We start from the raw sequence: 25996 nt of genomic DNA, 5'->3' as shown, positions 1-25996 counted from the left end.
CCTCCTCAGAGAGCGATGATCATTGGATGGGCGAGGCTCAGTGGCGCGCCTGAGGCGTGTGCCTTGGCGATGCCGTTGACGGACCGGGCGCCGATGGTGAACGTCTGCGGGTTGCTCGTCCCGCTGATCGCGGTCACGGTCATGACCTCGCCGCCGACCTGGATGTCGAACGGGAAGTCGGCCGCGGTGACCGTCCAGCGCGGGCCGGACGTGGTGTTCACGGACAGGCTCAGGTCGTTGTCGTCGACGCCCGCCGCCAGCTCGCTGCCGGTCGTGTCGGCGTGTCCCAGCACCGCGTCTCCCACCACGCCCACGACCCACGGCGATCCCGGTGTGCAGTTGAACTGCACGTCCCAGTCGTTGGGGTGGCCGATGGTCTCGGTGTAGCCCTGGGCGAGCAGGTCGATCGGGCCCGGGGGCAGGAACGAGGGCGTGTTGGCGATGGTGGCCCGGTCACCGGAGTCGACGTCGGTGACGTCGTCGATCAGCGAGGGTGCCGCCGCCAGGTTGACGTGCAGGACCGGGTAGCGGGCCTCGTCGACGGTGCCCAGGTGCAGGCGCCAGGCGGCGTGATGGACGGGCTGGTCGTCGTCGTACAGGTTGAGGGTGACCGATTCGTCGTACACGCCGACGCCGTCCGGCGGCGCGGCCGTCGACAGCGGCCCCTCGTCCAGGGTGCGGCGTGCGGAGCCGCCCCCGTCGCGCTGCACGGTGACGTCGTTGCGGACCTTCTGGTCGTCGTCGGCCGGTTCCAGTGGCGGCGCAATGTGGCCCTCGGTGGTGTAGTCGAGGGTCAGGGCGACCAGCTGGTTGTAGAGGGTGTGGCGGTCCCGGTAGGCGAGGCCGACGACCTCGCGCTGCTCGTACAGGATGCCGCCGTCGACGTCGGTCGCCGATTCGATCAGCGTCAGCAGGGCGTCGGGGCGCTGCGGGCCGACCTGCTCCTGGCCGGCGTCGGCCTCGTGCAGGAGCAGGGGCAGACTCTCTTCGTCGGCGAGACGCGCCATGCGCTCGCCTGCGGTCTCCCCTGCCCAGGCGTCAATCGCGCCGCTGTAGGCGGCGGTCGTGTTGGAGGGCCAGGCGGAGATATGGCCCAAGGCCATGCCGTCCAGGTCCGGGCTGTAGCCGTCGGGCGGGGACGCGACCCCGGTGGGGCGGCCCACGGTACCGGCGAAGGACGCGCTGAAGGTGCCGGCGTCGCCGCCGATGTCCTGCCAGGCGATGAACCAGTCGACGTTGCCGCCGTTCTGTGTGGCGGTGAACCGTACATAGATCCACTCGCCGTAGAGGTCAGTGCCGGTTCCGATGTCCTGCGTGAAGACGGTCACCCCGTCGGCGTCCAGACCGAAGATGCGGGTCAGATCGTTGCGCTGCTGGATGTACCACTCGGCGACGGTGCCGGTGGACAGGAAGCGCATGAACGTCCGGAGCGTGGTGTTGGCCGTGTCGAGGCGGTAGATGTAGCGCACGGCCCAGCTGGTCGGGGCGGCGCCCGACGGGGCGGGGACACGGCCGTGCATCCGGGGCAGGTCGGTGCCGCTGGAGGCGAGCACGGGCAGCGGGTTGGACGAGGGCAGACTGTCGGCCGACGCCCAGTTGACCCGGGTGAGCGTGAGCGGCTGTACACCCGCGATCGGCGACGCGGCCTGGGTGGCGCTCTGGCCGTCCTCCATCGGCCAGTACGCGAGCGGGGCGAACGACGGCAGGCGTCGGCGCAGCGTGGAGTCGAGGGCCTTGGCGCCCTGGCCCAGGCGGCGCAGGATCCCGGCGGCCTCGATGGGTACGCGCACGTCCTTGCCGGAGACGTCCCAGCGCGACGGCCAGGACGGCACCTCGCCCACGAACCGGACGCGCCGGTTGGTGATGGACGCGGTGCCGTTGACCGTCCAGGTGCGGCCGGCGCTGTCGGCGAACGAGGTGTCGCCGAGGTCCTGGATGGTGAAGTCGGGGTTGGCGACCACGCTGCCGGCGATGCCGTTGCGGACCTCGACACCCAGGACCCGACCCAGGGGGTAGGTCATGACGACGGGCACGACGCCCACCCGTAGCGCAGCAGTGCTGTTGAAAATCGATGTGGTGCCCGCCTGCACGACGGGGTCGCCGAGCTGCGTCCACGTCCCGGACAGGCCCGTGCGGGAGGTGTAGAAGGTGATCGTCCTGCCCGCCGCCCCGTTGTTCACGTCCAGGGTGGCGCGCACGGCGAGCCTGCCGTTGGGCGGCACGACGGGCGCCACGGTCGAGCTGGCGCCCAGGACCGAGGTGCCGTCGGCGGACCACTCGAAGTAGAGCCGGTTGCTGCGCACGCCGAAGAACCAGGACTTGTCCGCACTGGAGCTGCCGAGCTTGCCCATCAGCTCGGTGGTGGACAGCCCGTCGGCGGCGTCCAGCCAGTTCGACAGCTGCGCGTCGACGCGCACGTCGATGTCTCCGGTGATGTCCAGTGCCGCCGCGTCCGGCGTGGACGCGTAGGCAGTGGAGACGCCGGGCAGGTCCAGGTACGGCGTGCCTGCGTGCACCGACACCCGGACCAGGGTGTTGCGCCCGATCAGTCCGTAGTACGGCGACAGCGGGTTCCTGGGCGAGTACTTGCCGAGCCGGTTGTTGAAGGTCAGCATGCACTTGCCGGGGTCGACGCGGGCGCCCTCGTCGGCACGCCCGCGCGAGATGACGATCCTGTCGGTGATGTACACGTCGGACGTGACATCGACCCACGCGCCGCTGATCCACAGGTGGATGCGTACGTCCAGTGGGGTCTGGGGGAACACCATGGCGGCGTCGCCTCCTTACTGCCCGAAGGCGACCTGGACGTTGCCGCGCCCCTTGACCCGGGTGATCTTCCGCATGAGGTTGTGGAACTCGTCGGCCGCGCCGGTCGATTCGAACCGCACGACGACCGCGCCGCCCCCGGCCTGGGCTCCCATGAACTGCGCCATGCCGGTGCCGAGCGGACGCGCGGGTGCGGCGAGCTTCGGGTCGACCAGGCCGGCCATCGTCTTGTCGAGGACGCCGCGGTTGCCCTCGGCGCCCTCGGCGATGCCGGGCGGAAGCCAGTGTCCGATCTCGTCGCCCATGAGCTTGGATGGGGAGCCGATGTGCAGGAACGACTTGGCGGCGTCGACGACGTTCGACTTGACGAAGCTGGTGATCTTCGACCAGAGCCAGCCGCCCATGCCGGAGATGCCGTCCCACAGACCGAGGACCACGTCCCGGCCTTTGTCGTACAGCAGCCGCCCCAGGCCGCCCACGGCGCGCCCGATCCGTCCGGGCAGACCCTGCATCCAGGTGACCAGGTCGAGGGCCTTGCGGACTGCGGCGTTCTTCATGTCGCCGAACCAGCGTCCGATCTGTCCGGGGATCCGGGACAGCCATCCGATCGCCGAGAGGATGCCGGTCGCGGCGCTGCGGATGAATCCCACGACGTAGCCCCAGATCTGGAGCGTCCACCGCTTGACGGTGTCCCAGTTCGCGATGATGAGCGCGACCAAGCCGATGATGATTGCGATCACCCAGCCCACAGGGCCCATGGCGATCAGCCACTGTGCGGCCATGACCGCCGCCCATGCGACGGCTCGCGCGGCCATGAGCAGGAACTGGGCGCCGGACACGACAGCCGCGCGCATGACGGCCAGGATCCACGTGCCGATGGAGACCAGGGCTGAGCCGGTCCACGCCGCCGCGGTGGTCAGCGCGGACGCCACGGCGCCAGCCGCGATACGCATGTAGGCCATGAGGCCGATGCCCATCATCCGCAGCCAGTTGCCGATCACACCCCAGGCGGAGGCACTAATGATGGTGTTCGCGCCGGCCACGACGGAGGCAATCGCCGAGTACGTGATCATCGCGCCCTTGACGACGAGGACCGTTCCGGCCAGCCCCATCAGCGTGTACACCAGCGGCTCGAAGACACCCTGGTTCTTCATGGCAAAGTCGACGAACCCGCCGGCCACATCCGCCAGCCGCCCCAGCGCCTTGCGCTTGAACTCCTCCAGAGCGCTCGCCGCGTTGCCGCCGGCCTTCTCAACGAGCCGGTCGGTGGACCCAGCCGCAGTGTCCATGCCCGCAGCCGCCGCAGCGCCCGCCGGGTCGAGCGCGAACAGCGCCTCGCCGAGCACGTTGCCCGGGTCGCCGAACAGGGCAGCCGCAGCGTTCAGCTTGACCTGCTCGCTGCCCGCACCGCGCAGCCCGTCCATGGTCTTCTGCAAGGCCAGCTTGGCGGAGTCGCCGCCCTGCCCGATCATCTGCGCCATCGTCGAACTGTTCAGGCCGATCGACTCGAAGGCCTTGTCGACGGCGCCCCCGCCGGCGAGTGCCCGCTCGCCGAACTGGCCGATCGCGTCGGCCACCTGGTCGGCGTCCCGGGCGCCCGCCTGAAGTCCCTGCGCGAGCAGGCCGGTTGCGGTCTGCCCGTCCAGGCCGACCCGACGCCACTGGGTGGAGTATTCGTTGAGCGTCTCCAGGAAGTCGCCCGCCTTGTCGGCCGAACTGCCGAGGCCGGTGGTGATGATGTCGAACGCCTCGTCCGCAGAGTCGGCCAGACCGGTGCGCATCAGCTGGCCGACCGCCGCAGTGGTCATCGTCAGGTCCTGGTCGAACGTCGACGCCAGCGCGAGAGCCTTGGTGGTCACCGCCTCCAGCCCGCCCTCGGCGGACGAGGTGTCACCGATGTTCTGGTACACGCCCTTGATGGCCAGGTTGACCGTCTCGACGCTGTCGCCCCACGCGTTCTCGTACACCGACGCGGACACCTGGGCGACGTCGGCCGCCTCCGCCGGACCCAGCCCCAGCTGCGCGGCGAGCTTGTCGTTCGCGGCCTCCACGTTCAGGCTCTGCACGATGCCCGCGCCCAGGGCCACGCCGACACCGGCGCCGATCCCCGCAGCCGCCGTGTCGAACTTCTCCCGTACCCGGTCGATGGTCGCGGACGCCCGGTCCCTGGCCACCAGGTTGAACACCAGCGAGGTGTCGCTCATCGCCGACCGCCCCCTTCCGCAGGGGGCGTCAGCGCCCCTTCTTCAGTTGTTCGCGGGCCTCGTTCTGCGCCTTCTCGAAGGCGTCCAGCCAGTCGAGGTACGCGTCCGCCTGCTCGACCGTGAGCAGGTCCCACTGCCAGGCCTGGATCCCGAGCAGGTGCGCGCCGTCGCCCAGTCGCTTCAGTCGGCGACGGGCAGACTCGCTTTTCCCTCTTCCTCCGGGTCTTCGTATGCGGCGGCGATCTGCTCGTCCAGCCGGGCCAGCGCGGCGAAGGCTTCGTCGCCGGTCGCGGACTCGGCGACCTGCTCGCGCATCTGGATCAGCTCGCCCTTGGAGTACTCCAGGATGAGTTCGTCCCAGGCGAAGTCGACGTCCTCGAACCGGATCTTCTCGTGGTCGCGCTTCATGAACATGTGGAGCAGGGCGCGGCGGCACAGGCTGTTGCCCTTGACGACGTCGATCGTGAACTGGCTGAAGTTGCGTTCGGTGCGCCGCTCCAGCGTCTCCCGCTCGACGCTCATCAGCTTCTTCGGGCTGTACTTCCAGCGCTTCGGTTCGTCGCTGCCCTCGGGGTTGTAGACCAGGTACATGGTGCGTGCTCTCCTATCGGGCTCGGGACGCGATGCGCCTGGCCATGTCTTCCATCGCCTGCTGGACGGCGGCCTTGTAGGTTCCTTCGCGACCCTCGAACGCCTGGTCGAACCACTCGATCTTTCCGCGCTGGGTGACCCAGGCCTCGCGGTTCCCGTACACCGGGTGGCGCCAGCCGGACGCACGGTTCGTGCGCTTGGGCGCGTTGGGGAAGTTGCGGATGTTCTTCGTCTTGAACGCCTTCACCCGGGCGCCGGACCAGCGTCCGCCGAGCTTGACCTCCGGGCGGATCTTCCGGGCGATTGCCGAGCGCAGCGCGGGCGCCGTCTGCAAACCCGCCGAGGACATCGCCATGATGCCGCTCTTGGCCTCGGCGGCGGCCGGCTTGAGGACCTCGCGCATGTTCTTCGCGAGGTCCTTGCGCAGCTGCTTGCCGTCCGCCTCGGCCCGCAGCGCGCGTACCAGGGCGGCCAGTCCGTCGTGTGTCTCGATACCGAGGGCGAACGGCGGGCCGCCCGTCATCAGGACGTCGCCCTCGTCACGGCTCCCGAGGTGGGGAAGCCGAGCGACACGGTGGCCTCGTCACCGACCGACCCGGTGAGCGGGTTCCATCCGTTGATGAGGATGTTCCCGGTGTACTTCGGGTTGGACGTGCCGACCGCGGCCTGGTCGGCGCGCACCTCGAACGGCACGACCGTGCCGAGGAGCGGCCACATGATGGCGTCCAGCTCGGCGGCGGTGAAGGACTGGAGGAACTCGCAGCCCAGCTCTGCGGACTTGAGCCCACCGAGGACTTCCTTCCAGCCGAGCGAGGCGTAGTTCGTGACGTCCTTCTCCTCGACCTCGACGGTCAGCTCCGCCTTCTTGGTGTAGGTGTTCAGGACGTTCGCGTTGATCGACAGGTACTCGGCGAGCAGAACCATCTTGGGCACGGCTGGCCCCCTTTCCGGGCATGGCGAGATTCCCGGACCGGGTCAGGCCGGGCGGGTGGGTGAGCGGCTATCCGATGCCGAGGGTGGCAGCGAACAGGAACGACGGTGTGGTGCCGGAGATGGTCCAGGCGATGCGCCACCATGTGTCGGTGATGGCGGTCCCGTCGGTGCGCAGGATCTGCCCGCCTGCTGCGGTGGCCGCAGCAAACGTCAGCCGGGTGGTGGCCGAGGGGAATCCGACGGCGTCGTCGGACTCGACGCGGGCAGTGATGGACGGGGTGGTGCCGGCCACCGACAGCACGTGCAGTGCGGCGTACAGACGCTTGCCCGCGGCAACGGCGCCGAGGTTGAGGGCAGTGCCGGTACCGGAGGCGGTGCGCGCGGTGCCGGGCGGGTGGGCGAACTGGCCGCGCACCAGCGGCCAGCTGCTCTTCGCGGTGCCGGTCCAGGGGGCGACCTCACCGACCGCGTCGAACAGTTTGTAGTCGGAGCGGAGCGCGCTGGTGAAGTAGGCCAGGTCACCCACGGCCGCACCGTTGTTCGCGCTGATCGACCAGGGGCCGACCCCGCCGAGCTGCGACCAGGACGCGTCGTCGACCTTCGAGGGGTCGCCCGCCTCCCACTGCCCTTCGCCGGAGATTTCCGCCGAGGCCAGCCCGCCGAGGTTCTCCTTCCAGCCCGCCGAGGCGTAGTTCGTGGAGTCCTTCGCCTCAACCTCCGCCGACAGCTCGACCTTGTTCGAGTTCGCGGTCAGGTCGGCGGCGACCGCGAACAGGCGCACGTTCGTGAGGATGGTCTTAGGCACCGGTGCCTCCCTTCGGCCGGCTCTTACGGCCGCTCCTGGGCGGCTCGTCGGGTACTTCCTCTGCGATGCCCGAGGCCACCAGGTGCGCGCCCTGGGCGGTCGGCACGTCGGCCTCTTCGCCCTCGGCGGGCCAGGGTTCGCCGTTGAGCTGGGCGCCCTCGGGCATCGCCTGTGTGATGCGGATTCTCATCAGGTGTTCCCGTCTCCGATGACCTTGATGATCAGCTCGGCGCCCAGGTACGTGGCCCCTGCGTGCTCGTACCAGCGGTAGCCCTGCACTCGTTGCAGGTGCAGGTCGTCGGCCACGCCGCCGAGGGCCAGCTCGCCGGGGGCACCGCGTGCCGCCTCGATGGCCACCTTGAGCGAGGCCTCGCCCGTACCGGACAGCATCGCGTCCAGGATCCGCTGGGTGGACCGGTCGTCGGCGCGGCCGGCCAGCACGCGGCAGGTGAACAGGAGTTCGTCAGTGCCGCGGCCCATAGTCTTGTCGTAGTTGACCTCGACCTCTGCGACGAAGAAGCACGGGGCGACGACCGCGTCCGGAACGTAGCTGGTGCTCGTCAGCTTCCCGATACCGGCGGGCAGGACGACACCACGGGCAGCGTCCGCGATGCCGTCCCGGACCAGGGAGATCTGCACGGCCGCCCCCTCTATCCGAAGCCAGGAAGGATGAACGGCTCGATGAGCGCCCAGACATCGGGGTCGCGGCGGGACAGGTTGCGCACGCCCCACTCGGCCGAGCCGATGATGCCCTCGGGGGAGTCCTTGCGCTTGAACAGTCGCGAGGCCTGGATGTAGGTGGCCTCGCTGATGTCGTCCGGGACGGCGGGCCATCCGAACTTCGCGGTCACCCGCACGCGCGACGTCCCGATACCCCAGACGCCGTTCACGCGCAGCAGCCCCGTGACCGGCTCACCATCGGCGAGCGCGTTGTCCGGCTGCGACTCGTAGCCGGTGACGGCCGTCCAGGATGCGCCGGATCCGGTCTCCACCACGAGCCCGGTGGCGCTGCCGATGTCGTCGACGAGCAGCACCTCGCCGTCGACCTCGCACGCCACACGCCCGGCCGGGCGGTAGACGCGCTGCACGACCGCGGCGTCCAGCCAGAAGCGGCGCCCGGTCGCCCGGTCGATACCGCGCGAGGCCGCCGCCAGCGCCGAGGTCAGTGGCGTGTCGCGGGTGGTGTCGTCGGCCTCGATACCCAGCCGTTCCTTCAGCTCGGCGAGGTCTCCGTACTCGTGCGCCACGGGCGATCACTCCGCCGGCGGCGAAGCCGCGGCCTTCTTCGCCGCCGCCTTCTTCGCCGGGGCCGGGCCGTCGGCCGTCTGCTGCGGTGCGGCCGTCCGCCCCTGTGGCCCTACCTCCTGGCCATCGGTCTCGTAGCCGTGGTGAGCCAGCTGCTCGTCGACCTGCCGGACCCGCTCTTCATCGCCGCGCGCCACGTAGCCGGCGCGCTCCCGCTTCAGGGCGGCGATCATGTTCTCGTCGCGTGCCATGGGGAGTTGTCCCTTCTCAGAAGACCGTCAGGTCCGCGGTGTTCGTGACGTTGGTGTTGGCCGAGTACGCCAGCCGCAGATACCGCCACGGCTGGTTGGGCCGCAGGATCTTCAGCGTGGTGCCTGCGGTGGTGATGTTGAAGGCGGCGACCGCCCCGGTGTCGGGGGTGGCGGGCTCCGCGTAGGAGACGGCGAACCAGTTGGTGGCGTCCGCCGATCCCTCGATCGCGTAGGTGCACGTCGGCGTCGCACCGACCGTGGTGGTGATGGCGAGCAGCGCCGACCGGGCGACGTCTCCTCCGCGGTCGGCGATGTTCGTTGAGACGCCGTTGCCTGCCTGAGCCTGCGACAGCCGTGCAGAGTTCGGCAGCCGGTCGCCGCCGAGGGCCTGAATGGTCGACATCGTGCGGACCTCCGGTCGTCACGCCGTGGTGGGCCGCGCGGCCCGGAGACTCGCCCGGGCCGCGCGAGGAACCGTCAGAACGCCGGTGTGACCAGGCCCGTGCCGCCGACCTTCTGCGTGCCGTTGGCGTAGCGGCCGAAGGTGTACGCGAAGTACGAGTAGGCGACCAGCAGCACCCCCAGCGAGGCGGCGGCCGGCTGCTCGGCGCGGATGAACAGGGGCGCGTTCGGGTCCTCCCACAGGTGGCACTCGGAGGACGGGACCACGTAGATCTCATCCTCGTTCGTGCCCGCCCCGAGGTTCGTCACGATGTTGTTGTCGACGACGACCTCCAGACCACACGGCAGCACGCCGCGGGGGCCGGAGGCGTAGGCGCTGCCCGCGTTCGCGACGCCGCCCGCCTGGACCGGGATACCCGACCAGTTGATAAGCGGCCACGTCGAGGACATCTGGCTCGACAGCCAGTACCAGCGCCGCGAGTGCATCACCGCGTGGCTCGGGCGACCCATCGCGAGCAGCGCACCCTCGACCCCGGCAGCCGCACCCAGGATCTTCGGGTACAGCTCGGCGCCGGTCGGCGTGCCGTCGGTGTACGCGTTGGCGTTGGCCACGTTCGTCAGACCGTTGGTGGCCTGGTTGAGGAGCGTGGAGTCCAGCACCGTGGCGACCCGGTTGAACAGGTCCTGCATCGTGACGTCCTCGATGCCGGTGCCGCGGTCGATCGCCTGCCGGGAGACGGTCTGCTGCCCGGCCGCGGTCTGCACGTTCACCGTCAGCAGCGTGTCGTCCATGTTCGTCTCGGACACCCCCGCGTTCTCCGACGCCTGCACAGCCGCGCTGGACGCGGTGGTGACGCGGGAGATGTTCACGGACATGCCCGACTCGGGCAGCGGGTGCTTGTTGCAGACGTCCGCGAACGGGCGCAGCGCGGCGGTCGCCGGGGCGTACAGCTCGGTCAGGTACTGCGGCACGGTCAGGCCCGCGAACGCGCCAGTGCCGACCGCACGCTGCATGTACTCGGCCCGCTCGACACGCTCTTCACGCATGTGCTGGGCGAGCCGGTGCGAGGCCTCGACGTCCTGGAACAGGAACTGTCGGGACACGTCCATCAGGAACTGCTTGCCGCGCGAGTCGGTGTCGGGGCGGTAGGTCCGCTCCTCCTGGCCGACGCGGGCGACCTGGTCGTAGGAGGGCTTGCGGGTCTGCGTGGCAGAAACCTGCTTGGCCTGCTCGGCCCGCTCCATCTCCTCCGTCTTGATCTTGTTGGCGTTGGCGAGCTTGTTCTCGACACCCGAGATGTCGTTCTTGGCCTGGTCGCGGGCGGCGAACAGTTCGGCGACCCGCTCGTCCTCGTCCGGGGACAGGTTGGAGCGGCCGTCCTGCTGCGCCTTGTCCAGGATGAGCTGGACCTCGGCACCGCACTTCTTGCGCCGCTTGTGCGCGGCCTCGAGCTCGACCTCGATCGAGGCGATCAGGTCGTCGATGGTTCCGGGCATGGCTGTTGAACCTCCGGTAGATCAGGTGGATGTGTGCTGCGGCGCGACCCCTTGCCAGGCCCCGGGCGATCTGCCGGGCACCGATGAGGAATCCCGCCTCCGGGCGATCTGCCGGACGGCGTGCCGTGATGGGTGGTGCGGAGTGGCTAGTCCTCGTCGCTGTCCTGGACGAGGAGGCGGGTACGGAGCATGGAGATGGACCGGCCCTGCACGGGCGCGGCCGGTGACAGCGCGGCAGGGGCGACCGGGATTGCGGGAGCGAGCGCGGTCGAGGCGAGGTCGGCGCGCTCGGCCAGCCGGGCGTAGGCCTCGCGGGCCACCAGCATCGGCATGTTGGGGATCAGCGCCAGGAGTTCTCCGCTGCGCGCCGACACGGATGTGTGGGGGTTGGCGCCGTAGGTGACCGGGCCGACGTCGCCGCGCTCCAGGTCGAAGGACTGGATGCGGTACTCGGTGTAGTCCGGGGACCACTGGCCCGACGTGATGCGGAACATGAACGACTGCTCCCGCACGTCGCTGTCCTCGATGGCCTGGACGAGCAGCTGCACATCCGACCGCTTCGGATTCAGCCAGGCCCGCTGACCGAGGCCGTCATCATCCGCCCACAGCTCAAGCCGGCTGTTCCTCGTCGACGCCATCGGCGTGCCACCGTGGTTGAAGCGGAACACCACCTCAGGGTCGGCGGCGAGCGTCGCGTCCGCAGCACCCTTGGAGACCACCTCGGTGTAGGGCCCGAACATGTCGTACATCTCGTAGCCCTGCTCAAACGCCGAGGCGTAGCCCTCGACCTGGTACCACTCCATCTCGTCGCGCATGATCTTCTTCGCACGCAGCTGCGAGGTGAAGCGGATCTCCGGAGACTCGGGCCGGTCGCGGGGAACGGCCATCGAGGCGGATCCCGCAGCGCCGGCGCGGGCCTGGGCGGCCTGCGCCCGCAGGGTCGCCATGTCGGTCATGAGGATGCTCCCGTCGGGGTCGCGGTGGTGGGCTGCGCTTGAGCGGCACCCTTGCCGAACAGCCGGTCGAACTCGGAGAGTTGGGCATCGGTGAACGGCGGCCGGTCGTCGAGGGCGCGCGCCTCGGACGGGGCCAGGACACGGGAGTCGACCTGGGTCTTGATGACGCTGGCCCGGGTCTGCGGATCCATCCGCAGCAGCGCATTCGTGTTCAGCTTCACGAACCGCGGCTTCGAGGTGAGCGCGGACAGCGCATCCTCGCGCCGCTTCACCGCCGGACCCAGGGACATGACGAGGAACTGCAAGTTCCGCTGCGTCATGTTGGCGTAGGTGACTGAGCTGCCCGACACGGCGGCGTCGATCAGGTCGGACGGGCAGTCGAAGAAACGGGCGATGTCGCCGATGCCGAACTGCTTCGCGGCGATCCAGTCCGCGCCCGCCTGCTCCGCCTGAATCATGTTGTAGTCCCAGTCCATGCCGGTGACGAACAGATCCCTGTTGGCGACGGCCGCCTTGAAGCGACGCTTCGTCTCGTCCGCCTTGTCCGGGGCGATCGTCTTCGCGGTGTTCTTCAGGTGCGCGCTAGGCACCGCGCCGTTGCCGAACCAGTCGAGAGCGAACTGCTGGATGGACAAGTACTCGCTGATCGACCAGGCCGCATACGCCACCGGGGACAGGCCTACATGCAGACCGGACACGGTGTACTGCTTCTCGTGCCAGACCTCGTCCGGCTCGTACACGATGCCCGCGATCTTGTAGGTCAGCTTGCCCTTGCGCATCCGCACGGTGACCTCGCTGGTCGGCTGCAGCTCAATGCGCGCGGGGAAGCCCAGCCCGTCCTTCGCGGTGATCAGGCCCACCGAGTTGCCCGCCCGGTCCAGATCGAACTGGGAGCTGTACAGCCACTCGGGCATCTCGACCCGCTCGCCCCCTGGCTTGAGCAGAACCGGGGGCTTGGGCACCTCTACCTGGATCCCGTCGACCCGCCGGTACACGTCGACCGGCATGGTCGAGATCAGGTTCGCCCGCAGCCGCAGGCACGCCCACACTGCGCTGTGCCGCAGCGCGGATTCGTTGGTGATCGTCACGCTGCCAGAGCGCTGCTCAGGGCGCGGCGGGATGAGCTGATCGGCGGTCTGCCCCGGGTAGGCCCGCTGCTGGAAGAACAGGCTCATCACCCGCCGCCTTTCTGCCTGGCCTGCCGGGCAGCCAGTCCAGACCCGGCCAGGACCACGACGCCGCTGACGGCAAGAGCCGCCCACCCCATCACCTGGTACGCCGCGGCGCCGGAACCAGCCGCCACCAGCAGCAGCCCCACGATGTCGAGCGCGGTCGTCATCAACTCGCGCACACGCCCCCTCCGTTCAGTAGATCGAATCGAGTGGGTCGTAGTCGTCGATCACGTGCGGGCCCCGGATCAGCAGCGCCCAGCGGGCGAACGTCACCGCGCAGAACGCGCTGATCTCGGTCAGTGAACTGGTGCGGTCCAGCGTCCACGCGTCGCCGTTCCGCCGGGTCCGCGCGCCGTTCACCGCGGCAGTCAGTGGCACCTGGTCGATGTGCCGGCCGGTGCCCTGGTTCATCGCGTCGGCCATCTGCCCGCACGCCTCGACGATGTCGCCGCTCCGCATCACGGCCAGGTCGCCCCGCTCCGGGTTCTCCTTGTCCTTGGGCACGTCAATGCCCGCGGCCACCAAGTCGTCGATGAGTGATCCGGCCGGTGCCCCCGACGAGGCGACCGCCACGGCCACTGGCGCCCACAACTTGTGCAGCTTCACCATGGCGGGCACCACCCAGTCCGTACCGGGACGGCGGGCCACAACCTCCAGATGCACCTTGCCGTCCGGCCGCAGCGAGGCAGCAGCGATGGACGAGTACGCCCGGTCCTGAGACACGTCGATCGCGAACGCCACATCCCGGGTCGGCCTGCTCTCCGCATCGACCAGGCCGGGCCACTTCCCCTTCGGAACGTTCGGGTCCACGGGCGGCGTCGGCTTCCGTGTCCGGTTCAGATAGGCACGGTCGAACTCGGCCGGGTCCATCTTCTCCAGCTCCGCGCGGACGACGTCTTCGGTGACCGTGAAGCCGAGCGCGGGCAGCGTCGCGTACCAGGTGGCAGGGTCGTCACGCGGCATGTCCTCGGGGGCGAACCACTCGAAGTACGCCGCCCGTGAGCGGGGCGCTGCTGCGTCCTCGGCGAGCGCGGCGAACAACGATTCGATCAGCTGTCGGCCCATCTTGCGCTTCTTGTTCAGCCACACCGACTTGGTCGTCCCGCCGGCGGACGCCCACCACAGTTGGGCCATCTTCTTCGTCAGCATGGCCGGGCTGAAAGCCTGCTCCAGTCGGTCGTCCTCGTGGGCGAATGCCTCGTCGATGATGCCAAGGTCGAGCGTTGGACCGTGGCCGGCCCTTTCCGTGTTCGCGGTGATGCCCATCTTCGAGCGCGTCGCCGGCCACAGGATCGCCTCGTTGCCGTTGCTCTTCCGGATGCGGGCACGTTTCGCCAGATCCGAGCCGGAGATCTTCTCCCAGAACTCGTCCTCCCAGCGCTGCCGGGCCATGCCTCGGGTCTGCGCCGCGTACACCACGTTCTGCCGGTGCCACGCCATCGCGCGGTGGACCTGCAACCCGAGGATCAGTTCCGTCTTGCCCTGCTGACGCGAGACGCTCAGCCCCACCTCGCGGTGCGCGAACAGCCCGGTCTCGGGGTCGATCTCCAGGGCGACGTCGGTGACGTACTTCTGCCACGGCATCGGCGGCGCACCGAGCTTGGCCATGACCTTCCACAGCTTCGGCCCAAGCGACGGACGGTCCGGGTGCCGAGGCGTCCCCCACAGCGGCGGGCACTCCAGCCCGTACCGCTCCTTGAGGTCCTCGGCGAACTCAGTCGGGGGACGCCAGATCTCCGAGGTCGTCGTCATCGTCCGGCGCCCGCCCCTCCAGCAACTGGGCGAGCGTCTGCCGGAGCTCGCGGTTCAACTGGGGCAGCGTCCGCCCGTCGTCCTGCGCGGGGACCTGCTCGCCGCACGTCTCGCACTCGGCGGTGCCGTCGATCTCGCGGGCCAGCCGGTATGCCATCTCGGACAGGGACGGCTCGACACCGACCAGGTCACCGAGCTGCTCGACGTCGCTCCGGACGGCCTGCTCCACGGGGCCCATGACCGCCCCCTCTACAAGATCATCCCCGACGCATCGGGCCGGGGAGAGAAAAATAAAAGCTGGGCATGGGGTTGCGATATGTCCGATTTCTAAAAATCCCAGGGAGATCCCGAGCCGGATCAGCTCAGATCGCGACTGTGACCTGCACGTTCTCGGGCGGCTCGACCTTGAGTGGTGCGGTCCGCTCTTCTCGTGCTGCGCCGCCGGTGGCCTGGTCGACGTAGCGGTGGCCGTCCTCGTTGCGTAGCAGGGCCGCATACCGGATGCACTGTCCGTCGATGGTGATCGGCCCCTCGTGCGCCACGTCGTTGGGGTCGATGTCGTTGGCGCGCAGCCACTCGGCAACGGCGGTGATCGGGCCGTATGCGGTCTCGTAGGGCACGGGCACGTCAGCCTCCCGCGAGTGTGGGTGCGTGTTCGGTGGCCAGCGCTGCCACGGTGTCCTCCAGCGCGGCGTGGTCGATCAGCCCGCTGGTGTAGCCGCAGGTGCACACGACCATGACCTTGCCTGTCTGCTGGCGATCCATCCATCGCTCGCCCTCGTCGGTGAGCGGACCAGGCCGTGACTTGGTCTGGGCGAAGACGTGCACCAGGTGGTCGAGAGTCCAGGGCTCGGGCGTGCGGATGTAGTCGGTCATGTCCTGGCCGTTGATCTCCAGGTGGCTGATGATCCCGAGCTCCATGGTCAGCCTCCCCTCGTGTTGCCGACGAGCGCGGGGTTGGCGTGCTGATCGGTGAAGCTGCCGCGGGTGGTGGGCAGGCCAAGCCGGGAGATGGTGCGCCAGGTGGCGGTGTGCTCGTCGTTGTCACCGCCGAGGTCGAGCGCGCAGCGTGCCGCCTCGCGCCACTCGGCCAGCTCGGCCTCGGTGAGGGTGAGCGTGTGCGTGGTCATCTGCTCGGTGGTGAGCTTGGCCATGGCGTCCTCTCTACGGTCCGGCGAACCAGTCGACTGAGGTGTGCAGCTGGACGACGTCGGCGAGGGGCCGGTCGCCTTTCTCGTTGTTGCACTTGCGGAGGCAGACGGGGCAGCCGGTCACGCCGTGGATGGGGGCGAGGTTGGCGGGGTCCTTGCGTGCGCCGCCTTTGCTGACGGGGATGATGTGGTCGGCGGTGTCGGATGCGCCGTGGCCGCAGACGATGCAGACATCGGACTCGGCGAGGAGGCGGGCGCGCATCTGCCGGAACTCGTAGCTGGTGAGTTCGCTGCGGTCGGTGGCCACGTCACCTCCGGAAGCTGATCGGCGCCCCAGGGTCCCGGGGCTGGGGCGCCGCCACGGTCCTTGCGGATACCGCATCCCTCGATCACTGCCGGGTGCACCACGTTGCGGGAGAGCGGCAGCCCCGTCCGGGACTTCTGTGTGCCTGTCGTTCCCCGTGTGGTGCTCGGTACGATCCGGGCATCACCGATTAGGGGGGACGATATGGCGACGTTCAACGTGCGTCCGGACATCGACGCGGCCGTGGCGAAGCTGTCGAGCACTGTGGGGACGAAGCGGGAGATCCAGCATCTGCCCGAGGTGCTGTGGGAGGGCGAGACGGTCGAGATGCTCGCCACGGGCGTCTACGGCAAGGGCAACGGGCTGCTGGTGATGACGAACCAGCGGCTCGTCTTCTACTTCCACGGGGTGATGTCGCAGAAGGTGGAGGACTTCCCGTACCGCAGCGTCAGCTCTGTGCAGTGGTCTGGCGGGATGCTGATGGGGACGCTGACGGTGTTCGCGTCGGGCAACAAGGCTGAGATCAAGCAGGTGCCGAAGGATCAGGGGAAGGCGCTGGCGGATCTGCTGCGGCAGCGGATCTCGGAGGCGACGAGCGCTCCGACCCAAGCCGCGCCTGCGGCTGCTCCGGCTGGAGACATCGCCTCTCGCCTGGCGACCTTGGACCAACTGCGTGCGGCTGGTGCGATCACGGATGAGGAGTACCGGGACCGGCGCACGAAGATCCTGGACAGTCTGTAGTGACACGACGAAGCGCCCGCCGGGGGGAGTGGCGGGCGCTTCGTCATGTGTCTGTGGGTGCCGTCTGAGGGCACAGTTGTACACCCGGATCGTGACACGGCCCTGACCTGCGGTCAAGCGGCGTTGCGGGTGCGGCGTTCTACGACGAGTGCGGTGACGTCGTCGACGGTGTACCAGGGCTGTCGGGGGGTGCCGCCGGAGCGCTGGAGCCGGCCGCGCCGGACGAGCTGGCGGACGCCGTCGAGGCTGATGCCGAGAACGCGGGCGGTCTGGTGTGCGGTGAGGTGGCCGGGCCGGATGATCTGCGACTCCATAGCCCCATGATGCGGCAGTGGTGTCGAGTACGTGGTCTCTCCGGGCGCGGAGTTCGGGGCTGATTCGAGGGTCTGGCGGCGGGCCCGAAACTCGAAACTTTGCAGGCCAGACCCGATATCGGGGGCGAAACCGGTTTCGGGGCGGGGTGAAACCACAGCCCCTTGCCGAAACCGGCCCGAGGGCTCTACTCGCCGTCCTCGGCGGCGGGTAGATCGGCGTAGCGGAGCCCCTTGGCGCCGCCGCAGCACTCCCGGATCGTGAGCTGTTTCGTGGCGACCTTGAAGGGCTTGAGGGCGGCGGAGAGAGCGGTGGACGAGCCTGCGGCGTCCATCTCCGTCCAGGGCTTGTACAGGTCGGCCCGGTAGGCGGCGAGGGCCTCGACGAGGCGGTGGGAGTGGACGGCCTCGACTCCGTCGGGCCAGACGGCGCGCAGGTGGTCGAGGACCGTCTCGACGTCCTGCTCCTCGACGGCCGCGCCGACGGCCTGTCCGGTGAGGGTGCCGGCGGCGGTGCGGAGCGCGAGGGCGCGCTTGCCGATGTCCTCGGCTTCGGTCTGCTTGATGAACGCGGCGCGCACGGTGATGCCTTCGCGGCCCCGGGCGAGGATGCCGGTGCCCTGCTCGTCGACGCTGATGTCGGTTGCGCGCATGCCGCGGTCGTAGGCGCCGGTGCCGAGGACGTTGTTGTTCGCCCGCCAGTCCATGACGGCGAGGCACAGGCGGGTGCCGACCGACGAGGAGACGCCCGTGGGCAGTGAGGGTGCGTCGGGGTTCTGGGTGAGCAGGATGAGGATGATGCCGTAGGCGCGGCCCTTCTTGATGAGGCGGGTGGCGAGGGCTGCGGCCTCGTCCTTGTACTCGGCGTGCGTGAACAGCTCTTGGACCTCGTCGATGACGATGACGCGTGGGCCGAGCTGCTGCTCGGGGTACTTCTCGGCGAGGGCGCGGGTGACCTTGCGGCCCTCGGGGACCTCGTTGGCGGGCAGGGACTTGATGAACTTGGCGCGGCGCTGGTACTCGGCGATCCCGGAGCGCATGCCGCCGAGGGCGGCCTCCAGGTCTTCGTCCTCGTCGCCGGACACGTAGCGGTGGCAGACGGGCCGGACGGCGTCCAGGTCGCCGGACCCCTTGAGTTCGAAGATCCACAGTTCGGCGGTGGGGTCGAGGGCGACGCCGAGGACGATGGCGAGCGCGCAGGACGTCTTGCCGGAGCCGGGGATGCCTCCGACCAGCAGGTTGGAGTACATGAGGGTGATCTCGACGAGGTTGCCGCGCGGGTCGAACCCGTAGGGCAGCGGCTCGTAGACGTCGGCCTGGCCGGCCTTCATGAGCGGCCACAGCTTGCGGGTGGCCTTGGCGGGGTCGCGCTGTGCGACCCACAGGACGAGGCGCCCGGGGTGGGCGGTGCGGTCGCCCTCGGGCCACACCGTGCTGATGGGGCGGCGCATGGCGGCGGCGAGTGCGGAGCGCTTCTCCAGGACGGCGGTGGCCTCGATGCCGGGGGGCAGGTCGACTTCGGCGCGCCAGCCGGGGCCGTCGCGCATGACCTCGGAGGCGAACTCGACTCCCTTACGCCCCTTCTTGCCTTCGATGCCGATCGCGGCGAGGGCTTCGAACACCTCGGTGCTGTCGAGGCGGCGCAGGATGTTGGTGGCGACGTAGCGGGTGATGAGGGGCTTGCCGCCCTTCTTGCCGTTCAGGCCTGCGAGGGCGGCGGCCCCGAGGTAGGCGGTGAGCGTCCAGCCGGGCACCATGAACGCGCTGACCATGGTGGTGATGCCGGTGCTGGAGGCGACGGCGAGGGAGGCGATACGGCGGGGGCGGACGCGGCGGGACTTCTCGCGGGACAGGGACAGCCACGCTTCGATGTCGGCGGACGCGGCGGCCTTGGCTTCGACGGGGCGGGCTTCGGTGTCGGCGACCCACTTGCCCCAGCGGACGATGAGGCGTCCGGTGCCGCGCGGGGAGCGCAGCAGGAGGCGGGCGAGGTAGACGGGGGCGCGCAGGGTGTGGAAGGCGGTGACGTGTCCGTAGTAGGACGCGGTCCAGCGGACGGTGTCCTTGAAGGCGTCCCAGCGGCGAAAGGCCGGGGGTACGACGGGCGGGGCGTCGGCGAGGTAGGCCTGTTTCTCGGCGAGCCAGGTGCCTTCGATGGCGGTGTCGGGCGGGTCGACGGGACGCGGTTCGGCGTTCTGGACAACGTCGATGATGGTCTGCCGCGTGGTGGCGTCCTGGGCGTCCTCGGCGTCCTCGGCGTCCTGGGGTGCGTCCTTGTGGAGCTGTACGACGTTGTTCGTCATGCTGGTCTCTCCGTCGTTCTGTTGGGACGTGCGGGGCCCGGGGACGGCGGCTGCTTGGCGGTAGGACGCCGTCCCCGGGGTGGTGCTACTGGTAGCGGCGCAGTTCGCGTTCGATGCGGCGTGCGGCCTGCTCGTGCTGCTGCATCTCGCTGCGGGCGGTCGCACGGTCCTTGCCGCGGCTGGTGCGCATGGTCGTCTTGGCCGCAGCGGCGGCATTGCGGGTGTCGTCGAGTCGGCGTTCAAGGGCGGCGGCCTCACGGGCGCCGCGCTCCTGGGCGCGCTTCTCGATGCGGTCTGCCTCGCGCGTGACCTTGTCGTCGATGGTGTCGACGTTGCGGTCTCCGGCCAGGGACTGTTTCGCGGCCTTGGCGACGAGCCAGGCCAGCCGGACCTTTTCGCCTCGGGTGTAGGAACTGGGCATGGTCAGGCCTCCGTGGTGGTCTCGGGCAGTGCGACGGCGATGCTGGCGTAGGCGGATGCGACGTCGGCCCACAGGGCGCCGGCGGCGGCCCGCAAGGGCACCTCGGCCTTGAGGGTGGGGTGGCTCAGGTCCTGGTCGGCGAATCGGGCGAGTTCCTTTGCCCTGGCGGCGGCGTGGCGGGCCTCGGTGAGGGCCTGGTCTCGGGTCATGGGGTTCCTCTGGGTTGCGGGACGGGCGGATCGGGCAGCTGTCAGCCGGTCCAGTCGACGGAGCCGGGGCCGTTACGGCGCTCGTAGTCCTCCCAGAACGCGGCGTCGCGTTCCTTGCTGGCGCGTTCGGCGGCCTGTCGGGCGGCGTCGAGGTTGGCGCGGGCTTGTGCGGCGTCCTCGCTGCTGGGCATCTTGCGGAACCAGCCCATGGCGGGCTCCTCTCGGTTGTGGGCCGGGTTGTCCGGCCCCACCGCGCCCCCACGGCAACGTTCCATTTGGAACGATGCTGCGGAGGACGGAGGGACCGTCAGCGGCCCTTGCGCAGGTCGTTCCAGAGGTGGCGGAGGATCAGGAGACAGCCGGTGGCGCAGCAGGCGGCGATGGCGAGCGCGATGGACGCGAACGCCAGGCCGATGGAGCCGACGCAGACGGCGCCGCCGATGGCCAGCCACTCGCCCGCGCTGCGTCCCGGCTGGTGCTGGTGCTGGCAGGCCTGCGGGGCGGGCTGCTGCTGGGCGGCCTTGGCGAGTTCGACGGCGGCGAGGGCGATCTGTACGGCGGCCGTGTTCACCGCGGCTTCTCTGGCTGCGGCCTCGGCCTTGTCGAGGGCGTCGCTCATGCCGTCCACCCCCGCATGCGGCGGGTGATGCGCGGCCAGAGCAGAACACCGGCGGCGAACGCGAGGACGGCAGGCTGAGCGACGGCCGTGGCGACGGCGGCCAGGACGAGGGCGAGCAGGGTCGGGTAGGCGACGAGCAGACCGAGGACGACTCCGAAGATGAGGCGCATCATGCCGACACCGCCTCGTGCTCGGGGAGGGCGTCCGGGTGGAAGAAGCTTCGGTTCCGGGCGTCCTTGGAGTGGACGGTGAGGCGTCCTGCAGCAACCCAGGTGCGGACGGTGGACATCTCGATGCCGTACCGCTGGGCGACCTGTGCGGACGTCATGAGGGGCGGCTCGGGTGGCGGCCCGTCTTCGGCGTCCTGGCCTGTCCAGGCCGGGAGTTCGGGCGTCCCGTCGGCGTCCTGCTCGTCAACCCGGTCGAGGGTTACCTCGGCTTCGGACAGGGGTCCCTGGAGGGCCTCTGTCGGTACCTCGGGGACGCTCGGGACGGCGGGGGACGCGGTCGCGTCCTGGGCGTCCTGGGCGAGCCGCTCATGGAGTTGACGCATGAGGGCGCCGAACGCGACGAGCGCGGCCGAGGGTGGCACGGCGGCCACGACGTACTCCATCGGCTGCGCGCCGTCGCCGACGCCGAACACGTTGAGCGCGATGGAGCCGAGGGATCCGAACGCGGCCAGGGTGACGGCCCACCAGTCCATGCCTTGGCGTGCGAGGGAGGCCCGGAGCATGAGGAGCTCTCCGGCGATGATGAACAGGTCGACGGTGGCGGGCCAGGCCCAGGCGCGGGCGCCATCGAGGCCGTTGCCGCCCGCGATGTCGTGCAGGTGTTCATACGACAGCCAGAACGCGGCGGCGGTGAGCAGGACGGTCACGACGGCGGCGCCGATGGCGAGGCCGTCTCGGGCGTTGATGCGGCTCATCGGGGCGGTCACCGGTCCGCCCTCCACAGCCGGTCCAGCTCGTTGGACAGGCGGTAGAGGCGGCCGGCGTGCAGGGCGGTCTCGGCGGCGAGCTCCCGCAACAGGCCGGGGTCCATGCCGGGGAAGTCGTCGACGTCGGCGAGCGGGTACGGCTCCGGCCGCAGTTCGGCGAACGGACCCCAACTGATCCGGGCGGGCAGGAACTCGATGGTTCCGCCGTCCGTCTCCAGCTCGGCCGCGATGGTGCGCCCGACGTGGGTGACGTCGACGCGCTGCACGATCTGCTCGCCGTCGTGACCGAGGCACCAGGCCGGCTCGGCGATGGTGATCTCACCGTGGTCGAGGGTCTGCAGGGTCACCGTGCCGTCCCCGTAGCGGGGCCGCTGCACCGGTCGCAGATCTGCGACCGTTTTCTCACCGACAGCGACGGGCGGATACGCGCGGTCGAGGGCCGCCCCGAGCCCGTCCATGACGGGCTGCACCTCGGCCGGGTGCGCCGTCAGCTGGCCCTGGCTCACGTACCGTTCGAGTTCGACGGAGGCCGCAGCATGCAGCCAGCCCTCAACCTCCCGGCGCACCTCGTCCACCGTGAGGTGTTCAGCGTCGCGGCCTGAGTTCATCTCGGTGAAGCCGATCGACAGGGCCGTCAGCAGCTGCACGCGGGACAGGGCGAACGCCACACGCACCACCACATCCGGTGCGGTGTCCTCTTCCTGGAACACCTCGGTCGGCCCGTACACGGGCAGGTCTTGGCTGCTCACTGGCCGGCCTCCTGCTCGCTGGCGAGGAATGCGGCGACGACGGGGAAGGCGCGGTCGACGGACCGGCGGGCGGCCTCGTCCTCGGCGCCCGGGGCGGGAAGCTTCCCGGCATCGGGGACCTTCTCGGCGGCGCCGACAACATAGTCGACCGGCTCGGCGCCGAGTGCGCGCAGCAGGAGGCGCAGGGCCTCGCGGATGGAGAGGATCTGATCGCTGTCGAGCAGCTGCTGCCCGACGCGAATGGCGACGGCGAGGTCGGTGGGCTCGGGGACGTGGACGCCGGCGGCGTAGGACGGGAACAGGTTGGGGACGGCGGCCCGTTCCTGCTGGCCCTTGGCGTAGTCCTGGCGGGCCAGCTGGTGCAGCTCGGCGACGCGGGTGTGCTTCTCGCTCATCGGGTGCCGCCCGTCTCGCCGATGGCTGCGGTGCGGAAGCCGGTGGTGGCGGGGGTGTAGTAGCCGGCGGCGGTGGCGCCCATCTCACGGTTGCTGTACTGCCAGTGGCCGGTGTCGGCGGGCTTCTCGTGCTGGTTGCGCAGGAGCCGGTAGTGGTGGCCGATGGACTGGCGGGCCATGACGCGCAGGAGGCCGGCGAGGCGGGGGTTGCCGTACTGGATGCGGTCGCCGTAGCGGTAGAGCGCGAGGAACGTGTTCTGGGTGAGGTCTTCGGCGAGGTGCACGTCGGCGCGGCCGTACTGGCTGAGCCTGCCGATGATGGTGTTGCGCACCATCGACCGGTACTCGCGGTACGCGGCGGCGAACTGGTCGTTGAGCTGCTGCGCCGGGGTGCCGCGGTGGTCCGCGGGCATGGAAAGATCGGTCATGCCGACTCCTGGGTTCATCAGGATGTTCGGTAGAGGGTCGGGCGACGCGCGCGCCTCCCGGGTGTTCCAGCACCTGGGAGAGCTGTCGTCCGGCCCTCGCTGTCTATTCGGTTGTGTACTTCTTGATCGCGTTGCCTACTGCGGTCTGGCTCAAGCTCAGATGCTTAGCCAGCGCGTAGACGCTGCCGAGCTCGTCCACCCCGTCCTTCAGGGCGTGAGCTCTCCTCTTCCGGGCCTGTTCTGCTTGGGCGTCGAGCTGTTCCAGCAACTCGTCTTCCGCGCGGATCCGGTCCCTCCATGGGGTGTCTTCCACCTCCAGAAGAATACCGCATGGGGGGTTAAGCACAACCCCCCGTTGAGTATCAGTCATCGTGTCTTCTCCTTACGCTGCGCCCGCCGGAACGCCTCATGGATGAGCCGCTGAGCCTCGGCCAAGTGCCGCACGCAGATCTTCAGCTCGGCGCCCGGGTCGACCGCCTCGCCCGTGCACTGGTTGCCGCGCCCGTTCAGCACCCGGCACGTCACGTAGACGGCCATCACGCCACCGCCCCGCCAGGGGTACGCACTGGTGCGTACCCCTTCTCGTCGTCCTTCGGCTGGTGCAGGAGCAGCAACAGCCAGTCCTGCTCCGTCGCGTACACGCAGTGGCACCACTCGCAGACCAGGGCGGTCTCACCGGTCTTGTGGCGGATCGGCGCCCCGCACGCCACCCCCGTCGAGTCGATGGAGATGCACTGGCCGAGCAGCCGGCCGCGGTCCGGCTTCGCCCCGACGATGGACAACGCGTTGCCCTCCAGCTCCCGCACCTCCCGGGCAAGGTCGCCCGCACCCGGGTAGGAGGCGGCCAGCCACTCCAGTTGCATGGCGAGCCACCGGCAGGCGTGCATCACCCGGTAGTCGAGGCCGCCCGTGACAGCCGGTTCGCCCCAGCCTCGAACGGACTGGATGTCGGAGCGCCACGACTCCAGGACGAGGACGATGCCGCCGTGCCGCAGGTCGAGGACCACCTCGTTCAGGGGAAGCCGGGACCCGGCCGGGCCGGTACTGACGCGCTCACCGGCCGGGCGGACGGCGGGCGCCAGGTACAGGCCCAACTCGACGAACAGCTTCGGCAGACGCTCCAACCTGGCCGCCAGGGCGAGCACGTCCCCGGGGCACAAGTAGCCGTACTCCAGGTCGCGTTCGCACAGTCCGCACTGGTTCATGCGTTCCACTCCAGGATCAGGGCAGCGTCGGCGTCGGTCCTGCTGACGCGGACCTCGATGCGCTGGCAGGTGCAGCTCTCGTCGTCCACGATCTCGACGTCGTAGCCGTCGGCTTCGGCCGCCTGGACGACGGCTTGGATGCGCTCGGCCCACTGCTGGGCGCTCACGCGTCGGCCCTCTGCCGTGCGGCTTCGGGCAGGGCCTCGGCGGCGCGCAGGGCCTTGCGGTCGCGGCGGTCGTCGAGCATCCGGAAGGCAACCTGGGTGAGCAGCATGAAGTACGCGCCCACCGTGAAGCCGATGGACAGAAGCTGCAGTTCGTGGTCACTCATGCGGCGAGTCCTTCCTTGATCGTGCAGTTCTTGGCTCGCAGGTACTGCTCACGGGCGGCGATGAACGCGTCGTCGTCGCCGCCCAAGTCGGGATGCGCTGCGGCCATCGCCGCTTTCAACGCCTTCAGGTCGGGCGCTGCGGCGGGCTTGGGGATCTCGGGCGGCTCGGCGAACAGCAGCAGCCAGTGCGCGGCCCGCACGGAACCGTGCCGTTCGAGTTCCTGCCGGTCGACGTAGCCGGGCTCCCACTCGAACGGGCCGCGGGGGCGCAGGTAGTAGATGCGCTTGGCGGTCTTCTTGGCGATGGGCAGGCTGACGATGCGGCCGGGGATCCAGGTCTGGTCGTCGAGGTCGTACCGGCCGGGCTTGACCGTGTACAGGTAGCCGATGGGGTTGGCGGGCGGGATGACCTTGCCGGTCTTCGCCTTGGACGCCTTGCTCTGGCGCTTGGCGACGTTGAGCTGCCGGAGTTTGCTGGTGGCGACGCCGTGTAGGACGCGGATGTTGGCGTACCGGCCGGCGGCCAGCTGCACGGTGGCGGTGTTGGCCTGCCGGGAAGCCTCGTCGGGGGTGTCGGCCCAACCGTGGGCGTCGCTGCCTCCGACTTCGTTGGCGGTCCAGAACCAGCGGCGCCCGCTACGGCAGCGCCCCCAGAGGATCAGCGGCGGATCGGTGTCGCTCACGCTGCGAGTCCTTCCGTGTCGGGCCACTGGCATCCGTCGAGGCCGCGGCGGTGAGCGTCGGGGACGACGGCGAGGGGCCAGCCGAGGTGGTGCAGGCCCATGGCGAGGAGGGTGTACGCGTCGGCCTGGTCGTACCGGCCGGGGCCGTCGCACTCGACGCCGTACCGGCCGCGCACCGCATCCCGGACCGCACCCTTGGAGCCGGAGCCCTTGCCGGTGGCGTACAGGGCGCGGCAGCTGGGCGGGACGACGGCGTAGGGGATGCTGCGGCGCCAGCACGCGTGGCGGACCATGACGCGCAGGCCGGCCAAGTCCTCGTGCCGGTGGGCGACTCCGCCGCCGAACGACGGCCCTTCGATGACCACCAGGTCGGCGTTGCGGATGTGGATGGCGACCTGGTCGACGATGAAGGCGAGCCGCGGGTGACCTCGGACCCCGGCCTTGGGCCGGATGATGTCGGTCCAGCCCTCCCCGGCCACGCCGGTGCAGGTGAGGCTGAGGTCGAGGCCGATCACCCGGGGAACCGTGGTCGCCTGCACCACAGTTGTGACCGTCTCGGTCACGGCTGCAGTTGAGGGGGACAGGCTGTCCTTCTCAACCGTGGTCATATCGCCACGGTTGACCGGACCTGCGCA

General features: G+C 69.8%; 40 protein-coding genes. 1 reads left to right on the top strand and 39 read right to left on the bottom strand.

Annotated elements, in window-relative coordinates:
- Positions 1–5 precede the first annotated feature (5 nt).
- The 21 genes from ACWDR4_RS38300 to ACWDR4_RS38200 all read right to left on the bottom strand — a co-directional run bounded on the left by ACWDR4_RS38300 (position 6) and on the right by ACWDR4_RS38200 (position 16032).
- Entirely contained in the window at positions 6–2768 is a 2763-nt protein-coding gene (locus tag ACWDR4_RS38300) for a hypothetical protein (protein WP_450415383.1), read from the bottom strand.
- 15 nt (positions 2769–2783) lie between these two features.
- Entirely contained in the window at positions 2784–4970 is a 2187-nt protein-coding gene (locus ACWDR4_RS38295) for a phage tail tape measure protein (protein ID WP_450415381.1), read from the bottom strand.
- Between the two features lie 180 nt (positions 4971–5150).
- Positions 5151–5561 (bottom strand): hypothetical protein, encoded by a 411-nt coding sequence (locus tag ACWDR4_RS38290; protein ID WP_450415380.1) that lies wholly within the window; start codon positions 5559–5561, stop codon positions 5151–5153.
- 13 nt (positions 5562–5574) lie between these two features.
- Positions 5575–6084 (bottom strand): hypothetical protein, encoded by a 510-nt coding sequence (locus tag ACWDR4_RS38285; RefSeq protein ID WP_450415379.1) that lies wholly within the window; start codon positions 6082–6084, stop codon positions 5575–5577.
- Positions 6084–6485 carry a phage tail tube protein gene (locus ACWDR4_RS38280; protein ID WP_450415411.1) on the bottom strand — a complete coding sequence of 134 codons (402 nt, stop codon included), beginning with the start codon at positions 6483–6485 and terminating at the stop codon, positions 6084–6086. Before ACWDR4_RS38280 ends, ACWDR4_RS38285 begins: the two co-directional genes overlap by 1 nt.
- A gap of 76 nt (positions 6486–6561) precedes the next feature.
- Positions 6562–7299: a hypothetical protein gene (locus tag ACWDR4_RS38275; RefSeq protein WP_450415378.1), complete on the bottom strand. Its 738-nt coding sequence runs from the start codon at positions 7297–7299 to the stop codon at positions 6562–6564.
- The gene (locus ACWDR4_RS38270) at positions 7292–7489 is read right to left on the bottom strand and encodes a hypothetical protein (RefSeq protein ID WP_450415376.1); all 198 of its coding nucleotides are present in this window, start codon (positions 7487–7489) and stop codon (positions 7292–7294) included. Before ACWDR4_RS38270 ends, ACWDR4_RS38275 begins: the two co-directional genes overlap by 8 nt.
- Positions 7489–7938, bottom strand: a complete 450-nt coding sequence (locus tag ACWDR4_RS38265; protein WP_450415374.1) for a hypothetical protein — start codon at positions 7936–7938, stop codon at positions 7489–7491. The genes ACWDR4_RS38270 and ACWDR4_RS38265 overlap by 1 nt, the downstream gene beginning before the upstream one ends.
- An 11-nt stretch (positions 7939–7949) precedes the next feature.
- Positions 7950–8546: a head-tail connector protein gene (locus tag ACWDR4_RS38260; protein WP_450415373.1), complete on the bottom strand. Its 597-nt coding sequence runs from the start codon at positions 8544–8546 to the stop codon at positions 7950–7952.
- Positions 8547–8552: 6 nt separating this feature from the next.
- Positions 8553–8795: a hypothetical protein gene (locus ACWDR4_RS38255; protein WP_450415371.1), complete on the bottom strand. Its 243-nt coding sequence runs from the start codon at positions 8793–8795 to the stop codon at positions 8553–8555.
- Positions 8796–8811: 16 nt separating this feature from the next.
- A complete protein-coding gene (locus ACWDR4_RS38250; RefSeq protein ID WP_450415369.1) occupies positions 8812–9198 on the bottom strand; it encodes a hypothetical protein in 387 nt (128 codons plus the stop codon).
- Positions 9199–9272: 74 nt separating this feature from the next.
- Positions 9273–10694 (bottom strand): hypothetical protein, encoded by a 1422-nt coding sequence (locus ACWDR4_RS38245; protein ID WP_450415368.1) that lies wholly within the window; start codon positions 10692–10694, stop codon positions 9273–9275.
- Between the two features lie 146 nt (positions 10695–10840).
- Positions 10841–11650 carry an HK97 family phage prohead protease gene (locus tag ACWDR4_RS38240; protein WP_450415366.1) on the bottom strand — a complete coding sequence of 270 codons (810 nt, stop codon included), beginning with the start codon at positions 11648–11650 and terminating at the stop codon, positions 10841–10843.
- Positions 11647–12825, bottom strand: a complete 1179-nt coding sequence (locus ACWDR4_RS38235) for a phage portal protein (protein ID WP_450415364.1) — start codon at positions 12823–12825, stop codon at positions 11647–11649. Before ACWDR4_RS38235 ends, ACWDR4_RS38240 begins: the two co-directional genes overlap by 4 nt.
- Entirely contained in the window at positions 12825–13001 is a 177-nt protein-coding gene (locus ACWDR4_RS38230; RefSeq protein ID WP_450415362.1) for a hypothetical protein, read from the bottom strand. Before ACWDR4_RS38230 ends, ACWDR4_RS38235 begins: the two co-directional genes overlap by 1 nt.
- Before the next feature lie 13 nt (positions 13002–13014).
- A complete protein-coding gene (locus ACWDR4_RS38225) occupies positions 13015–14574 on the bottom strand; it encodes a terminase large subunit domain-containing protein (protein WP_450415360.1) in 1560 nt (519 codons plus the stop codon).
- Positions 14537–14812 carry a hypothetical protein gene (locus tag ACWDR4_RS38220; RefSeq protein WP_383215463.1) on the bottom strand — a complete coding sequence of 92 codons (276 nt, stop codon included), beginning with the start codon at positions 14810–14812 and terminating at the stop codon, positions 14537–14539. Before ACWDR4_RS38220 ends, ACWDR4_RS38225 begins: the two co-directional genes overlap by 38 nt.
- Before the next feature lie 124 nt (positions 14813–14936).
- Entirely contained in the window at positions 14937–15200 is a 264-nt protein-coding gene (locus ACWDR4_RS38215; RefSeq protein ID WP_450415358.1) for a hypothetical protein, read from the bottom strand.
- A gap of 1 nt (position 15201) precedes the next feature.
- Positions 15202–15495, bottom strand: a complete 294-nt coding sequence (locus ACWDR4_RS38210; protein ID WP_450415357.1) for a hypothetical protein — start codon at positions 15493–15495, stop codon at positions 15202–15204.
- A 2-nt stretch (positions 15496–15497) separates the two neighbouring features.
- A complete protein-coding gene (locus tag ACWDR4_RS38205) occupies positions 15498–15728 on the bottom strand; it encodes a hypothetical protein (RefSeq protein ID WP_450415356.1) in 231 nt (76 codons plus the stop codon).
- Positions 15729–15738: 10 nt separating this feature from the next.
- A complete protein-coding gene (locus ACWDR4_RS38200; RefSeq protein ID WP_450415354.1) occupies positions 15739–16032 on the bottom strand; it encodes an HNH endonuclease in 294 nt (97 codons plus the stop codon).
- Between the two features lie 201 nt (positions 16033–16233).
- On the opposite strand from ACWDR4_RS38200, the gene ACWDR4_RS38195 reads away from it, so the two are divergent.
- Positions 16234–16770, top strand: coding sequence for a PH domain-containing protein (locus ACWDR4_RS38195; protein ID WP_450415353.1), 537 nt, complete (start codon positions 16234–16236; stop codon positions 16768–16770).
- Between the two features lie 113 nt (positions 16771–16883).
- Here ACWDR4_RS38195 and ACWDR4_RS38190 read toward each other — a convergent pair whose 3' ends face one another.
- From ACWDR4_RS38190 to ACWDR4_RS38105, 18 genes are all read right to left on the bottom strand, one after another.
- The gene (locus ACWDR4_RS38190; RefSeq protein WP_450415351.1) at positions 16884–17084 is read right to left on the bottom strand and encodes a hypothetical protein; all 201 of its coding nucleotides are present in this window, start codon (positions 17082–17084) and stop codon (positions 16884–16886) included.
- A 185-nt stretch (positions 17085–17269) separates the two neighbouring features.
- Entirely contained in the window at positions 17270–19384 is a 2115-nt protein-coding gene (locus ACWDR4_RS38185) for an FtsK/SpoIIIE domain-containing protein (protein WP_450415349.1), read from the bottom strand.
- Between the two features lie 85 nt (positions 19385–19469).
- On the bottom strand, positions 19470–19805 hold the full coding sequence (locus ACWDR4_RS38180) for a DUF6257 family protein (RefSeq protein WP_450415347.1): 336 nt from the start codon (positions 19803–19805) through the stop codon (positions 19470–19472).
- A gap of 2 nt (positions 19806–19807) precedes the next feature.
- Entirely contained in the window at positions 19808–20014 is a 207-nt protein-coding gene (locus ACWDR4_RS38175) for a hypothetical protein (protein WP_450415346.1), read from the bottom strand.
- Positions 20015–20055: 41 nt separating this feature from the next.
- Positions 20056–20289, bottom strand: coding sequence for a hypothetical protein (locus ACWDR4_RS38170; protein WP_450415344.1), 234 nt, complete (start codon positions 20287–20289; stop codon positions 20056–20058).
- Between the two features lie 32 nt (positions 20290–20321).
- Complete coding sequence (locus ACWDR4_RS38165; RefSeq protein ID WP_450415342.1) at positions 20322–20633, bottom strand: hypothetical protein; 312 nt, start codon at positions 20631–20633, stop codon at positions 20322–20324.
- Positions 20630–20806, bottom strand: a complete 177-nt coding sequence (locus ACWDR4_RS38160; protein WP_450415340.1) for a hypothetical protein — start codon at positions 20804–20806, stop codon at positions 20630–20632. The genes ACWDR4_RS38165 and ACWDR4_RS38160 overlap by 4 nt, the downstream gene beginning before the upstream one ends.
- On the bottom strand, positions 20803–21570 hold the full coding sequence (locus tag ACWDR4_RS38155) for a DUF2637 domain-containing protein (RefSeq protein WP_450415339.1): 768 nt from the start codon (positions 21568–21570) through the stop codon (positions 20803–20805). The genes ACWDR4_RS38160 and ACWDR4_RS38155 overlap by 4 nt, the downstream gene beginning before the upstream one ends.
- Positions 21567–22319, bottom strand: coding sequence for a DUF6907 domain-containing protein (locus tag ACWDR4_RS38150; RefSeq protein ID WP_450415337.1), 753 nt, complete (start codon positions 22317–22319; stop codon positions 21567–21569). Before ACWDR4_RS38150 ends, ACWDR4_RS38155 begins: the two co-directional genes overlap by 4 nt.
- Entirely contained in the window at positions 22316–22714 is a 399-nt protein-coding gene (locus tag ACWDR4_RS38145) for a hypothetical protein (RefSeq protein ID WP_450415336.1), read from the bottom strand. The genes ACWDR4_RS38150 and ACWDR4_RS38145 overlap by 4 nt, the downstream gene beginning before the upstream one ends.
- Complete coding sequence (locus tag ACWDR4_RS38140; RefSeq protein ID WP_450415334.1) at positions 22711–23142, bottom strand: RNA polymerase sigma factor; 432 nt, start codon at positions 23140–23142, stop codon at positions 22711–22713. The genes ACWDR4_RS38145 and ACWDR4_RS38140 overlap by 4 nt, the downstream gene beginning before the upstream one ends.
- A 103-nt stretch (positions 23143–23245) precedes the next feature.
- Positions 23246–23512 (bottom strand): hypothetical protein, encoded by a 267-nt coding sequence (locus ACWDR4_RS38135; protein ID WP_450415332.1) that lies wholly within the window; start codon positions 23510–23512, stop codon positions 23246–23248.
- Complete coding sequence (locus ACWDR4_RS38130) at positions 23509–23679, bottom strand: hypothetical protein (protein ID WP_450415330.1); 171 nt, start codon at positions 23677–23679, stop codon at positions 23509–23511. Before ACWDR4_RS38130 ends, ACWDR4_RS38135 begins: the two co-directional genes overlap by 4 nt.
- A complete protein-coding gene (locus ACWDR4_RS38125; RefSeq protein ID WP_450415329.1) occupies positions 23679–24347 on the bottom strand; it encodes a hypothetical protein in 669 nt (222 codons plus the stop codon). The genes ACWDR4_RS38130 and ACWDR4_RS38125 overlap by 1 nt, the downstream gene beginning before the upstream one ends.
- Positions 24344–24514 carry a hypothetical protein gene (locus ACWDR4_RS38120; protein WP_450415328.1) on the bottom strand — a complete coding sequence of 57 codons (171 nt, stop codon included), beginning with the start codon at positions 24512–24514 and terminating at the stop codon, positions 24344–24346. Before ACWDR4_RS38120 ends, ACWDR4_RS38125 begins: the two co-directional genes overlap by 4 nt.
- A complete protein-coding gene (locus ACWDR4_RS38115) occupies positions 24511–24678 on the bottom strand; it encodes a hypothetical protein (protein ID WP_450415326.1) in 168 nt (55 codons plus the stop codon). Before ACWDR4_RS38115 ends, ACWDR4_RS38120 begins: the two co-directional genes overlap by 4 nt.
- Complete coding sequence (locus ACWDR4_RS38110) at positions 24675–25361, bottom strand: hypothetical protein (protein WP_450415325.1); 687 nt, start codon at positions 25359–25361, stop codon at positions 24675–24677. Before ACWDR4_RS38110 ends, ACWDR4_RS38115 begins: the two co-directional genes overlap by 4 nt.
- A complete protein-coding gene (locus ACWDR4_RS38105; RefSeq protein WP_450415324.1) occupies positions 25358–25969 on the bottom strand; it encodes a hypothetical protein in 612 nt (203 codons plus the stop codon). Before ACWDR4_RS38105 ends, ACWDR4_RS38110 begins: the two co-directional genes overlap by 4 nt.
- Positions 25970–25996: the final 27 nt, after the last annotated feature.

The sequence above is a fragment of the Streptomyces sp. NPDC000878 genome (assembly GCF_053599695.1).
Note: the sequence above shows the minus strand (reverse complement) of the source record. Positions and strands in the feature narration are given on the sequence as shown.